11 protein-coding genes are annotated in these 13,972 nt (G+C 63.3%); 2 read left to right on the forward strand and 9 right to left on the reverse strand.

Annotation, left to right across the window (positions count from 1 at the left end):
• Positions 1–160: 160 nt before the first annotated feature.
• The 5 genes from MSB02_RS04085 to MSB02_RS04105 all read right to left on the reverse strand — a co-directional run bounded on the left by MSB02_RS04085 (position 161) and on the right by MSB02_RS04105 (position 6,578).
• Positions 161–1,324, reverse strand: coding sequence for a glycosyltransferase (locus MSB02_RS04085; protein ID WP_267193927.1), 1,164 nt, complete (start codon positions 1,322–1,324; stop codon positions 161–163).
• Positions 1,321–3,450: a heparinase II/III family protein gene (locus MSB02_RS04090; protein ID WP_267193928.1), complete on the reverse strand. Its 2,130-nt coding sequence runs from the start codon at positions 3,448–3,450 to the stop codon at positions 1,321–1,323. Before MSB02_RS04090 ends, MSB02_RS04085 begins: the two co-directional genes overlap by 4 nt.
• Complete coding sequence (locus MSB02_RS04095) at positions 3,447–4,598, reverse strand: glycosyltransferase (RefSeq protein ID WP_267193929.1); 1,152 nt, start codon at positions 4,596–4,598, stop codon at positions 3,447–3,449. Before MSB02_RS04095 ends, MSB02_RS04090 begins: the two co-directional genes overlap by 4 nt.
• 34 nt (positions 4,599–4,632) lie before the next feature.
• On the reverse strand, positions 4,633–5,826 hold the full coding sequence (locus MSB02_RS04100) for a glycosyltransferase family 4 protein (protein WP_267193930.1): 1,194 nt from the start codon (positions 5,824–5,826) through the stop codon (positions 4,633–4,635).
• 188 nt (positions 5,827–6,014) lie between these two features.
• Positions 6,015–6,578: a hypothetical protein gene (locus tag MSB02_RS04105; RefSeq protein WP_267193931.1), complete on the reverse strand. Its 564-nt coding sequence runs from the start codon at positions 6,576–6,578 to the stop codon at positions 6,015–6,017.
• A 265-nt stretch (positions 6,579–6,843) separates the two neighbouring features.
• Between MSB02_RS04105 and MSB02_RS04110 the strand changes: the two genes are divergently transcribed.
• Positions 6,844–8,121, forward strand: coding sequence for a glycosyltransferase (locus MSB02_RS04110; protein ID WP_267193932.1), 1,278 nt, complete (start codon positions 6,844–6,846; stop codon positions 8,119–8,121).
• Here MSB02_RS04110 and MSB02_RS04115 read toward each other — a convergent pair.
• Positions 8,118–9,299 (reverse strand): glycosyltransferase, encoded by a 1,182-nt coding sequence (locus MSB02_RS04115; protein ID WP_267193933.1) that lies wholly within the window; start codon positions 9,297–9,299, stop codon positions 8,118–8,120. The two genes, MSB02_RS04110 and MSB02_RS04115, sit on opposite strands and share 4 nt — an antisense overlap.
• A gap of 274 nt (positions 9,300–9,573) precedes the next feature.
• On the opposite strand from MSB02_RS04115, the gene MSB02_RS04120 reads away from it, so the two are divergent.
• Positions 9,574–10,380, forward strand: a complete 807-nt coding sequence (locus tag MSB02_RS04120) for a class I SAM-dependent methyltransferase (protein WP_267193934.1) — start codon at positions 9,574–9,576, stop codon at positions 10,378–10,380.
• Positions 10,381–10,470: 90 nt separating this feature from the next.
• On the opposite strand, the gene MSB02_RS04125 is transcribed toward MSB02_RS04120, so the two are convergent.
• The 3 genes from MSB02_RS04125 to hemL all read right to left on the reverse strand — a co-directional run bounded on the left by MSB02_RS04125 (position 10,471) and on the right by hemL (position 13,878).
• Positions 10,471–11,424 carry a glycosyltransferase family 2 protein gene (locus MSB02_RS04125; protein WP_267193935.1) on the reverse strand — a complete coding sequence of 318 codons (954 nt, stop codon included), beginning with the start codon at positions 11,422–11,424 and terminating at the stop codon, positions 10,471–10,473.
• A gap of 121 nt (positions 11,425–11,545) precedes the next feature.
• Positions 11,546–12,433, reverse strand: coding sequence for a UTP--glucose-1-phosphate uridylyltransferase GalU (galU, locus tag MSB02_RS04130; protein ID WP_267193936.1), 888 nt, complete (start codon positions 12,431–12,433; stop codon positions 11,546–11,548).
• 161 nt (positions 12,434–12,594) lie between these two features.
• Positions 12,595–13,878, reverse strand: coding sequence for a glutamate-1-semialdehyde 2,1-aminomutase (gene hemL, locus MSB02_RS04135; RefSeq protein ID WP_267193937.1), 1,284 nt, complete (start codon positions 13,876–13,878; stop codon positions 12,595–12,597).
• Between the last annotated feature and the right edge of the window lie 94 nt (positions 13,879–13,972).

The raw sequence follows: 13,972 nt of genomic DNA on the forward strand, positions 1-13,972 counted from the left end.
ACTGGGTATGCAGGCGCTCCAGCGCGGCAACGGTACCGACCGTGTCGTCGGGGTACACCGCCCTCGGCAACGCTCGTGCGCGGCCCCCACACTCCTGTCCCGCGCGATCTAGAACAGTATCACCTAGGAGCCTCCCTGCCCCGAAAAGCCCTCGAGGCCCCTACCGGGATGCGCCGTCCAACACCCTCCCCACCTCGCGCAGCACGATCTCGAACCGAGCATCCCAGGAGTTCTCGCGGGCATATTCGAGTCGGCTCTCGATCTCCCCTGACGAGGATCCCAGGCCATCGAGCAATCTCCGCAGCCGTTCACAGAACTCGTAGCGTTCGCAGAGATCCACCGGCGCCTTCATCGCTTCTAGCTCCGGCCAGCGTATCGCTACGACCGGCAATCCTGCTGCAAGGTACTCGTAGACTTTGATGGGATGGATCGCGTCCACCATCGTGCTGCGCACGAACGGCACGATTCCGACATCGCAATGGCGCATATAGCCAGGAACGCCCGCGTACGGTCGGCTGCCGAGGAGATGCACATTGCCGAGTCCTTCGACGGCCTTGGTCACACGCGCCGACTCCGGCCCCAGCAGCACGAACGACACGTCAGGCAGCTCGCGGGCACACTCGGCTAATAGCGCGGCGTCGAACCAGTACTCCATCGCACCTACGTACAGCACACGCGGCCCGGGAATCGAGGCCAGGTCGGTCGGCTCGGCTACATCAACGTCGAAGCGTTCGAACTCCACGCCGTTCGGCAGATGCACGACGTTGGCGAAGCGTTGCGCGAGGCGATCGCGCACCGAGGAGGCCACCGCAAAGATAACGTCTGCGGCGGCAAGCGCTGCTTCTTCGAGTTCACGCAGCGATTCGGGCACGTTCTCGAACGCGGTGGCGTCGTCAGCGACACGCACGACGCGACATCCCGCCTGAAGACGCTCAGCGAGCGGCTGGTAGATGGGGTTGGTGAGCCAAACGAGGTCAGGAGCGTCGAACCCGCGTCTTCGGAGCATCCGGTACGCGCTCGGCACTGTCAGCCTCACGCTCGTACGCGCCACCCCACGCGAGCGCAGTAGTGGGAGCGGAGCAGGAGGCAGCAGCGCCATCGGGTTGTAGTAGGTGAGTCGTCCGTAGTCGAGCGGACCGGCTCGCCACGAGCGCATGCGGACCTCAAAGTCCCGCTTGACCGGATGGACGACGTGCAGAGGTGATAGCGGGTGTGAGAGCCACATCGCGTCCCAGTCGTGCGCGAGCAGACGTGCCGCATAGTGATGGCTGCCCACACGGAACGCGCTCTCGTACGGGAGCGACTCGAGGAGAACGGCTCTCACTGCGCACCACGCTCATCGCTCTCGCGCCAACCGTAGCCCGGCGAGAACGACGGAGTTGCCTGCGTATCCGGAGGCAGCAACTCGACGCCTGAATCCTCAGCCCAGTCGGTCACCACGACCTGACCTTCGTCGAACTCTACAAGTCGCCAGACCCGCACCCCATAGCCGTCGTGATACCCAGCGAACCCCTGGTCCCCGAAGTAGACGCACCGCGCCGCCGGATCGTCCAGACGGAAGACGTCGAAGTCCAGCGACGCGGGCTCGCGACCGGCAATGCGCGGCGCGTTGTGCGCGTGTACGGACCGATACCGATTACGTCGCTCAGGTAGCGGCGTGTAGACGTAGCTGCCCGGATCGCTCGCCTCGAGACGCCCGTCGACCTCGAGCACGATACCGAGTTGATCGTTGTGCGCATGTCCACCGCGGCCACCCTGACCTACCGCCCCGCACCGCACCGCACAGTATGCGCGATCACCCCGGAAGACGTACAGACCGAACGCCGGATAGCCACAAAGACTCGGAAACGGTGAGGCATGCTCCGTGCCGAGAGAGAAACGCTGTACCACACGCCTTCCCGCACCAAGGTCCTCGCACACCTGCACCGCGCGATCAAAATCGGCTCGGTCACCGATGCGTACCTGCCCAGCCACGTCCCGCTCCGCCACAGGGTCCAGCCGCCCCCCTGCCAAGCTCACCACAAGATGCCGGTCGACCCACCGGTCCTCACGCTCCGCGAGGTCGTGGCGCGCCACTAGGCCCGCGACCGCCGCAATCACGTGCCGATGGTCGCGCTGCTCTTCAAGCCAGTAGCGCGAGTCGGGCTCACCGTCCATGCCACGCAGGTTCTCATAGCGCGCCTTCGCTTCTCCGAGCGTGTCCCACCGATATCGCACACCCATCTTGAGCAGTCGGCCACTATCGGCATCCCCGATCTGTGGATCGCACCCGCACGCCATCGCGCTATCGCGCACGAACTCCGCCATGCGTTCCAGACGGGCCACCGTCGCAGAGGGCACAGCCTCCGTCCCTTCGATCCTCACGATGAGCGCGATCGCCCAGACCGCCATCTCGGCTGCAAGGCGATGGTAGCCCGTGGATGCCTCGAAGCTCGTCCCTTCATCGTGAAACTGAGCTTCGATCTCAACGAGCACGGCAGCGGACGCGAACGCCCACCACTCACCAGTCTCTCCGGTTCGCGGCAGATATGCCGCACAGAACAGCAAGCCGACGAGGTCAGCGAGATAGTGATTGCCGCGGAACTCATCATCGCCTTCCAGGTTCCCCCGGACATGCCGCCCGTGTTCTAGAACCGAGCGCTCGAAGACGTCCTCGAACCCGTCGTCGAACTCCATGCCCGCAGCCCGGAAGAGCTCGTATGCCATGAGCCAGTTCGTTATTCGGATACCCACGTCCATTGCGCACGCCCAGTTCACGCCGAACCGGGGCGGGTTCGTTGCGATGAAGTCGAGCACCTGATCACGAAACTCACGGGCAAGGTCGTCGCGCTCTCCAGCATCGGACCACGCGGCCAGCAGCGCCATCTGTGGGAGGTGATGGCAGCGTGCCAGCTCCCACGGCACCTTGATATCGGCACCGCGATCGGGCGCCGCCACGATGTCACGGTACCAGGTGCCCTCGTCCCATCGGTAGCCGGACTTGATGTCGAGGTACCAGTCGATGGGCTCGTGAACCTCGCTTACGAGCGCCCATATCCGCCTGCTTTCCTCCAGGTTCGCCGCCGTGACTCGCCCAGTCAGCCATGAGCCGGAGCGAGCGGCCACCAGAGGTGCTCCCTGCTGGAACACCACGCCCTCGAGCCCGCGGCATCGCATGCCGTGGCGCACGTGCGTCCAGCCGGAGCCGAGCACGTCGAAACGGTGCGCCATGTACTCCTCACAGACCGGCTCGAGCCACTCAGTCCCCGACACGCGCGAGGGTACTGATACCAGCAACCGAGCGAGCGGCCCTTCGGGTGCCTTCGCTGCGTACGTTGTCGCGTTCGCGTCCGCCCGTCGCTGCTCACTGTCACGACTGGCGGCGCCTAGGCGCTTGAGCGCCTTCGCGCACACCACCCTGAGCGGCAACTCGCGCAGACGATGCAGGATGTAGGCGGGACGTGGGATCACTTGGCGCCGCCGTCGTTCACACGCAACCCCTCGTACATTGCGATGAGCCGACCTGACTCAACCCCCCAGTTATAGCGCTTCTCGGCAAGACGCCGAGCCCGCCGACCCATCCGGTATCTTGACTCCGCATCACCGATGAGCGTTGCGAGTGCAGATTCAATCGAGTCCTCGTCGGCCGGATCGAACACAACGCCGACTCCTTGTCCGGCAACCACATCATGCAATCCCGGGAAGTCGCTCGATGCTACCGGGACACCAGCCATCAGGTATGCCCACAGCTTGTTCGGCGCGGCGTAGTAGTTGTTGAGAGAGATGTCCTCGTAGATGACGACGCCGACATCCGCGCCGCACGCATACGAGTGAAGTTCGCCAGGTGCTATGTGTCCCATGAAGTGGACTCGGTCGAGCACACCCGCATCGGCGGCAGCCTGACGCATGGGTTCACCCAGAGGACCCGAGCCCTGGATGACGACGTGTACGCCAGGAATCCGCGCCGCGGCGCGCACAAGCCGCTCAAGCGCACGCCCGACAATGAGGATTCCCTGGTAGAGGACGATGGGCGAGCCCTCGCCAATATCCAGCTCGTCTCTGAGACGATCGGATCCTGACAAGGGCTCAATCTCAGGAAGGTTGAGGAGGGTCTCGAAAGGCACACCGTAACGCTCGCTCAGCAAACGCGCACGAATCCCGTTTGCGGCGATGCAGAGGTCGCAGCGAGGAATCCAGCGACTCTCCACGCGGCTCCAATGTGCTTGCGCGAATCTGCCCCTAGCGTGACCTCGAATCTGTTCCAGGAAGAGTTCGTGGGCATCATAGACCAGTCTCGCGTTCGCCGCGCGGGCCACCGCTCCGCCTGCAGGCAGCGTATCGGTATCGTGGCAGTGCACGACATCGGGAGACTCACGAACGGCAGCGGCAATGAGCGCACGGTTGCGACGACGCATCTCTGTGAGCTTCCCGAGCAAGTCGCCCGGAGGTGAGGATGTTGCATCGGCCACGCGTCTGATCGTGTAGCCGTCGCGAACCTCGACCTCGGGCAGACCTTCGCCTCGCAGGCACACCACGGTGACCCTCCAATTCGCCGAGGCGAGCGTCATGACTTCCTTCATCACGCGAGAATCAGCAGTGAAGTCGTTCAGGAGAAGCATGACGACGTGCTGCCTGCGGCCGACGTGTCCGCGCTCACACGCCACGCGACTCATCGCCCATCACCGACTCAACCACCTCTACGAAGCTCTTCCCCTGCCTACCGGCGGCATACCGCGCACACGCAGCAACCGAGTTGGCCTTCATCATCTCAATAGCGTCACGATCCGAAGCGAGGGAGCGGATCGCGGCGGCGACCGCATCCGATCCTGTCGGCTCGAACAACATGCCGCAACCCTCAGCCTCGACTATGTGCCGAATCCCCGGCAGGTCCGACGCCAAGACAGCTAGCCCCGCCGCCATGTAGTCGAGGAGCTTGATGGGCACTGTCATCTGCAGATTCAGGGTGTCTCCCCGATAGTTGATGACTCCGACATCATGGTCCGACGCGCACCTCACCACTCTACGTACGTCACAGGGGGGGATGAACTCGATCCTGTCTTCTGCCTTGAGTTCCGAAACCAGCCGACGCAAACGCGCTTCCTCGACCCCGAAGCCCTGCAGGGCGAGCGTCACCTCGATGTCGTCGAGACCCGCGACGCCGATGATCAACTCATCCAGTCGACGGTTTGGTGCGAAATTGCCCTGAAAGAACAGCCTCAGCGGATGATGCACGGGCTGCGGCTCATCAACGCACTCAAACGCTCCACTGTAGATGGGCACCAGGCACGGAGCTGAAGGGTAGCGCGCGTGGAACACCTCGGCGAACAGTGGACTGACCGTGGTCATGGCATCGGCGCGACGCACCATGAACGCCTCAACACGCCGATAGAGGCTCACGAAGAGCCCGGGGTAGGGTCGTCCAGAGTCAAGCGCCAGGTCGCGCACGTCTAAGACGAGCGGGGTCCTGACTCTTCGCTTCACGATGTATCCGGCTATCCATGCCGTGAGGTCTGATGCGATTACGACGTCGGGTTTCGCTTTGACGGCGGCACGGGCGAGCAAGTGGTTCTCACGCAGCCTGCCCATGAACATACGGATACCGAGGAGGACCGCACTTTGCCTTTCGGGCTGGCCACTCGACATGGCTACCGTGAGCTCCCGCTCCGCGTGGAGGTCTTTCGTGGTACGAACACGCACTACCCGCCCGAACTCATGCTCCTCATGAAGGGGTTGGGATGAGCGAGTCATTATCCCGATAAGGGTCACATCGAACCCGGCCACATGAAGCGCATCCGCCTGCTTGAAGACGCGCGAGTTGTGCGTCATGTCATGGAGTGCGAGGATCACGGCTCTGCGTGGCGTACTCGGATTCGGAATGGGTGGGCCTGGGCTCACAAGTGTCTCCCCGTGTCCGCGTCAGTTCTAGCTTTGCCGCATCCGCGTTTCGAACGCATTCTCGCACAGCGCCGTGGACACAAGACCGACCGGTCACACGATCATGGCTCCGTGGCGGATAACAGCGCGCGGCAGACCGCTCAGCTCCGCTCGAAATCGAACACGTACACGACTGTCGTGCGCGCATCTCTTACAAGCCGGTCCGGCACCCACACCGGCAAGACATGATCGCGCAACCTACCCGAACGCGGTACGAGGAACCTTCTGACAGGCCTGACGCCTAAGGTCCATTCCTGGAACACGCGGTGAGTAAGGCCGTGATGATGTGGACTGTGCGGAGAGTGCCATAGATAGGGGAAGGAGAGTATGGCCTTGCGGCTCACTCGGACAACTTCACGAAAGGCGTCCTGTTGCCCCCCCTGCAAGTGCTCCCACACCTGCAGCGCGACGAACAGGTCGTACTGCTGATCGGGTATGGGAAACGGTTCTCTCGCATCGTGCTGGTAGGTCAACCCCGGATACGGCTTGATGTCCATCGTGTCGGAGTCTTTCACCAAGCGGAACCCATTCGTCCCGAGCTCAAGGCATGATTCGAATTCGATTCCCCTCATCACGTCAATCACCGCGCTCATATATCCCCAGCGCCCCACGAAGTACTTGTCATCCAACTTCTCGAAATCCTCGCGCGTGGCAAATCGCTCCATGTCGACTCCTACATCGATCCGGTAGCCACTCCCCGTACGATGCGACCGGTGTCGCACCGTCGAGGATGTCACTCGACTGGACCCCACAGTACACACACGACCAATGAAGACGCTACCCATGAGCTGTAACATCAAGGTCCACCCGGGGAGATCGAGGAACTGGGCAGCGGCTGAGACTCATCCTCGCCGGTACGGTTGACCGGCTCCCCGGCCTGACCGTAGAGTGGGCAGCGCGCCGTCATCCGACTTCACCCACCCTAGGACCATGACCATCGACGCAGTGCTCATAGTGGCCTTCAAGTACCCGCCGTACGCCGAGGTGGGCGGTCGGCGCTGGGCTCGACTTTCGCGTCACTTCGCAGATGCTGGCATTCAGGTTCATGTGCTCACCGTGAACTGGGGTGATGACGGCTTCGGGGCCATGGATCTGGTGAGACACCCCAACATCCACATCCATCGCATCCCGTCGCTCTGCTTCCACCGCCTGAGAAGCAACAGGCTCCACCTGCCGAAGAGAGTCCACGGACGCCTGGTGCGCCTCCTGAGGAAGCACGAGATGCTCGAGGATGCACGGCACTGGGGACTCGTGATGGTCCCTCACGCCCGACGTCTGATACGTCGGCACGGCATCAAGCATGTAATCACCACCGGGGCTCCATACTGGGCGAATTGGTGGATTCTGAAGCTTAAGAAGACCGATCCCCATGTCGTCCTCACCCAGGACTTGCGTGATCCCTGGACAGATCACCCCTTCCGAATGCGAAGCTACTCCCAGCGGGCGATTCTTCGCGCGCACAGGATGGAGGCTGAGGTTCTGGCAAAGTCGGACCTCATCGTCACGATAACGAATGCAGTGCGCGACCTGCTCTCCGCCAAGAGCGCCGCTCCCGTCCGAGTCGTGGAGAACGGATACGAGCCAAGAGAGTTTCCCGAACCTGGACCTGCCGCGCCAAGGCCGTTCTGGCTGATGCATGCCGGCACTCTGGCGAGTGGACGTGACAAGCCTCTGCGCAACTTCCTGCGTGCGGTTCGCACCGTGACTCCCGAGATGCCCGAACTGCGCATCCGCTTCTGGGGGCCGATGCGCCCAGACGTGACCGCGGAGTTTGCGGACCTCATCGAACGCCGTGTGCTCGAGTTGCACGACTGGGCCCCGGTGGACGAGATCACTGAGGAGATGCGCGTCAATACGTACGCCTGCCTGCACTTCATCTCCCGGGAACTGTCCCCTTTCCTCCAGTCCATGAAGGTATTCGAGTATGCGTTCTCCCACCGTCCTATTCTCAGTATCGATTACGGTGGAGAGATGAGGCGACTGGTGGAGGAACACAGACTGGGATGGAGCGTAGATGGGGACGATCAGTCCGCGATGCAGGCAGCACTGAGGCTTCTTCACCGCGCGTGGGCCGATGATCCTAGCGCAGAGAATCAGCCACTGGACCTGGATAGATTCGCATACTCGAATCTATCGAAGAGGTACCTCGCACTCCTGGAGGAGGCCGAAACCGGTGGGGCCCAGAAGACCCTTGGCGTATCCAGCTAGACGGCCTCACGGTTCAGGACACCTTCATACACACGAACGAGCCTGCCCGCCTGCACTGACCATTCGTGGCGCCGCGCTGTCTCCAACGCAGCCCGCTTCATGCCTGTGATGCGCTCGGGATCATCGATCAGGCGCGCCAGGTCGCGCGCGATCGATCCTGCGTCGCTCGGGTCGATGAAGATGCCGGCTCCCGTGCCCTCCAACACGCTTCTGTGCCCAGGCAGGTCGCTCACCGCAAGAGCTAAGCCCGCGCCGAGGTAGTCCATGAGCTTGTTGGGCACCGTCGACTCGAGGTTCAGCGAGTCGCCCCGATAGCAGATGACTCCCACATCGTACTCTGCGGCGCTCCTTACGACATCAAGCGGGGCGGCGGGCGGCACGAAAGTGACAACGTCACTCAGCGACAAGCGGGCGACCATGTCGCGCAACTCCTCCTCGACTCGCCCAAAGCCCTGCAGAGTGAGTGTCGCCCGTCCCTCAAGAATGCACATGGCTTCGATCAATGAACCGAGATTCCGGTTGCGCCTGTAGGCACCTTGGAAAAACAGCCGTACTGGTTCATGCACTGGACGCGGTGTGGGCACCACCTGATCCGGTCCGTTGTAGATGACTGTCGGCCGCGGGATTCCGTATCGCGAGCTGAGAATGTCGGCGAACACCTCAGAGACCACGATGGTCTGATCGACCTCATGTATCGACGCCGCCTCTGCGCTGCGGAGTCGCTCCCGCGTCTCTTCATCGTAGTACTCGACATCAGCAAAGAGGTCCCGACAGTCATACACGACCCTCGCGCCCGATATCCGCTTAGCTCTCGTTCCAACAGCGATGGTGTGGATGTTGTGCGCGTGAATCACATCCGGCCTGGCCGCTATGGCGGCGTCCAGGAGTGCCGGACCGTTGAGCGTTGCCAGACTGGATGCCTTGCGCAAGTACCACTTCTCACGCGCCTTCGTGTAGGTGAGGTTCACTGCGACACGCAGCGGCCACCAGATGTCTGCCTCGCCAAGCCGGGGCACCCTGAAGCGCTCGATGATGCGGACGTCGTAGCCGGCCGCCACCAGATCCTCAGGTGCCGAGGGGCCTACCCATACGATGGTGACCTGAGCACCGGATCGAGTGAGCGCTGCCGCTTGTTTGCGGACCCGTGCATCGACATGAAGGTCGGATACACCAAGCATACAGACCCGGACACCACTGAGGGGTCCGGCCCCACTTGTCGGCGGCTCCTGTGCATATGGACTCTCTTGACTCTGAGACATTCGCTCCCTGTTTCGCCTCGGAAGACGACTCCGGTGCGCCTACTCCTCGCACAGGCAGACGATCACCCACCACGTGCTGACTGGCATCCGGCAAGCGGCAGCTATAATGGTTGCACCGCTGTGCGGATCATTGTGCTGTACTGATTCTATCAATGCCCTGCGACAATACCCTCCGAGACCTGGTGAGGCCATCATGGGAAGACCGAACCATCAAGGTACTTCGAACCTGCGGGGCGGCGCGTACAGAGTACTGAAGGACGCCTATGTTCGGGCCAGTCTTAGACTGGCGAGACCGGTCTCGCGCGAGATTCATGACGACGTATCACGCATAGTCGAGCGACACACCAATCGCCAGATGCGCCACACGCACGCGGTGGCACGGGAGTCGTACCGACAGGTCGAAGCACTTGTGGGGCTCTATTCGACTCTCGGCTTCACGCTGCCGCTCCCACCGATGCGCGGATACGCTCTTTCTCCCGATGCCGCAGTTGAGATCGTTAGACTGATACATGAATCGAGACCGTCTACCATCCTCGAACTCGGCAGCGGCGTCTCAACGCTGATCACAGCATATGCGCTTAGGAGATTCGGTGGTGGGCGTGTCATCTCTCTGGAGCACGATGCCGCATGGCACGAGATAGCCACTGGCTACATCGTGGAACACGATCTTAGTGACTATGCTGAAGTCCGGTACGCTCCGCTGGAAGAGATTGAGATCCAAGGACACCCCTGGAAGTGGTACGACCCGTCAGCACTTCAGGGAATCGACTCCGTTGACATGCTTGTCGTCGATGGGCCGCCACGCAGTACCCAGCCTCTTGCACGATACCCGGCATTACCGCTGGTGGGTCATCTTCTCACACACGAGGCTATGATCGTGCTCGACGACACGGTTCGCGAAGATGAGCGGAGCATCATCAGAATATGGGACTCAGAGTCGGGGCCGTTCCGCATAGAGGAGTTTGCCGCTGAAAAGGGTCTCACCGTGATGCGCCGCTGAGTGCGCCACAAGCGGGTCGTATCGGACAGACCGGGCGTCCGAGAAGTGTCTCGCTAGCCAGCGGGGACAGCATGTGCGGGATCTGGCTGTTCACTTGCCTGCGGCCCTGCTGCGTTTCCGTAGCCGCACGTTCTCAAGGACGGGGAACACCCGGCGAAGCCGCCTGATCGACTCGGCGACAAGTGCGCGCGCACGCACCTCAGCCGCGTCCGGTATCGCCTGTCGGGCGCGGAAGGCGTCCCTGAGGAGATGCGTGCGGTCTCCGGCAGCCACTCTCCGCTCGAGATCGGCCCAACGCCTTGCGGCGATCCAGCGCCGCATGTCACGGTTCTTCGCCCTGGCGATCGCGATCTGCCGTCGACTCAGTGATCCCGACGCGATGAGATCGTTGCGCGCCTGGATGGCGCTAGCCTCGATCCGCATCCTATCGGAGGTCATCTGCCCTTCGCTCACCCTGTAACGGGCGAGCACCTTCGGAAGGTAGATGTGGGTCGCCCCGTGCGCCAGGGCCCGGATCCACAGGTCGTAGTCCTCAACGTAGATGTCGGACCGGATCCCGCCGACGAGGTCGAGGATCGAGCGGTCGAACACGGCAGTAGTGAACACGCGGTTCCACGCGAGCATCTCATCGAGATCGACAGAGACCACGCGCTCGAAGCGTGGTCCACGCAACCGGAGCATGGCCGAGCCGTCCGGATGGAACCGCTCCCCGTTGCACGAGTAGATCCCGTGACCGGGGTGAGCCTCGATGAACTCGGCGAACTCGGCCATGTACTCCGGCAGGTACAGATCATCGGAGTCGAGCCGGGCGATGTACGGTGCTCGAGCGATGCTGGCGCCAGCCCCGCGCGCCGCACCGCAACCGCCATGCTCCACACGTAACACGCGGATGCGTGGGTCACGACTGGCATACCCGGTCGCGATCTCCCACGTTTCGTCAGTCGAGCCGTCGTCAACGACGATGAGCTCCCAGTGACTGAACGTCTGCGCAAGCACGGACTCGATCGACTCGGCGATAGTCTCCGCCGAGTTGTACGCGGGCATCACCACCGAGAAGAACGGTGTGTCATTCGTTGCCGGGATGGTGCTCTCCTGCGATCTCGGTGCGGCTTCGGCGCACCTGTCGACATCTCCTGCCCATCTCTGCCGCGCCCGCCAGCCGCCTCTACTCGACCCGCGGCTCCACTGACTCCGTCACGGCTCCACCGAGCACCCGCTCGAGGCTATCCCGCAACTGCGAGCCGAACTCCTCGGTCTCGAGGGCGAGCGACACGTTCGCCTCAAGCCAGGAGAGGATGTTGCCCGTATCGTATCCCGTGGAGTCCATCGTCACCGCATAGACCTCCTCGTGCTTGAGAAGGTCCCTCAGGGCGTCGGTTAGCTGGATCTCGCCTCCCCTGCCTTCTTCCACGTGAGGCAGCAGCTCCATCACCTTGGGAGTAAGGAGGTATCGCCCGAAGATGGCGAGGTTCGATGGCGCCTCGTTGGCCGGAGGCTTCTCCACCAGATCGGTGACCTCCCACACGCCGGGCTCGACCTCACGACCCGCTATCACGCCATAACGGCTCACGTACTCCCGCTCCACGGGCTCCACTGCGATCACAGAGGCGCCGTACTTCTCATGGATCTCCTGCAGCCGGGGGAGCACGTTGTTGTCGGGGACGATCACGTCGCCCAGCATCACGAAGAACGGCTGGTCGAGCGTGTGCGGGGCGGCGCATAGCACCGCGTGGCCAAGCCCGCGGGGCCGGCCCTGCCGCACGTAGAACACGTCGGCAAGCTCTGAGATCTGACGCACCTGACGCAGCTTCTCGGTGTTGCCGGCCCTCTCCAGAAGGTCCTCAAGCTCCGCCGAGCGGTCGAAGTGGTCCTCGATGGCGCGCTTGCCGCGCCCGGTCACCACCAGCACGTCGTCAACACCGGCATCCACCGCTTCTTCGACCACGTACTGGATCACCGGCTTGCCCACCACCGGCAGCATCTCCTTCGGCTGCTCCTTGGTGGCCGGAAGGAACCGCGTGCCGAGACCCGCCGCTGGGATGACCGCTTTCATCACATCTCTCCTTCGCTCCGCCCTGTGCGAAGCCGCCGGAACGCATGGCGCGGCACGGGTGCCCCGTGCCGCGCCCACTAGCCTACACCACGCGGCGCGGACTGCAAGAGAGAAGGGCCGCCTGAAGGCGACCCTTCCAGCCTGTGCGAGTACGCCATGCGTTACAGCCCCGCGAGCACCTCGGCCGCCGCTGACGTCATCGCATCGATATCGTCGTCGCTGTGCGCGAGGCCCACGAACGTGGCTTCGAACTGGCTCGGAGCGAGTACGATGCCGCGCTCCATCATGCCGCGGAAGTACGCTGCATAGCGGTCCGTGTCGCTCGTGGACGCCGTCTTCCAGTCGCGGACCTGCTCGGCGGTGAAGAACATCGTCGCCATGGCCCCCACACGCGTGAGGAACGCGTCGATGCCCGCCGCCTCGACTGCTGCGCGAAGCCCGGCCTCGAGCCGCGCGCCCTTGCGCTCCAGCTCGTCATACACCCCGGGCTTGGCCAGCTCGGCCATGAGCGCGAGACCGGCAACCATCGCGATCGGGTTGCCCGAGAGCGTTCCCGCCTGATAGACGGGGCCGATGGGCGCGAGGTGCTCCATGATCTCGCGCTTCCCGCCGAAGGCGCCTACCGGGAAACCGCCGCCGATGATCTTGCCGAGCGTCGTAAGGTCCGGCATGACGCCATAGCGCTCCTGCGCCCCGCCGCGGGCCACGCGGAAACCGGTGATCACCTCGTCGAAGATGAGCAGCGCGCCGTGCGCGGTGCAGAGCTCGCGCAGCCCCTCGAGGAAGCCGCCGGCCGGGGGCACCACGCCCATGTTGCCGGCCACGGGCTCCACGATGATCGCGGCGATCTGCTCCGGATACGCCTCGAGCGCCTCGCGGACAGCGTGGATGTCGTTGTACGGCAGTACGATCGTGTCGGCCACAGCGCCCTGCGTGACGCCCGGCGTGCCGGGGATGTTGAGCGTGAGCAGACCGCTGCCCGCCGCCACCAGGAGCGAGTCGGAGTGGCCGTGATAGTTGCCGTCGAACTTGATGAACTTCTCTCGGCCGGTGTAGCCGCGGGCGAGCCGGATCGCGCTCATGGTGGCCTCGGTGCCAGAGGAGACCATCCGCACCATCTCGATCGACGGCACGGCCTCCACCACGGCTTCCGCAGCGAGCACCTCAACCTCGGCGGGCGCGCCATAGCTGGTACCGCGATCGAGCTGCTCACGCACCTGGTCGAGCACCACGTCCGGCGCATGGCCAAGGATCATCGGGCCCCACGAGGCCACGAAGTCGATGTACTCGTTGCCGTCGGCGTCCCACACGCGCGAGCCCTTCGCGCGGTCGTAGAAGATCGGATCGGTGCCCACGCTCCGGAACGCGCGAACAGGCGAGTTCACACCGCCCGGGATCGTCTTCTGGGCGCGAACGAACAGATCCGAGGAGTGTGCGTGCTGCATGTGTGCGATACCCCCTGAGGAGTGGTTGACGGTCGAAGCGCCAGTATATCAGCCAGCGAAGCGGACAGATGCCGAGGTCTCGAGCGAAGCCTCC

Source organism: Anaerosoma tenue (assembly GCF_023161965.1).
GTDB lineage: Bacteria > Actinomycetota > Coriobacteriia > Anaerosomatales > Anaerosomataceae > Anaerosoma > Anaerosoma tenue.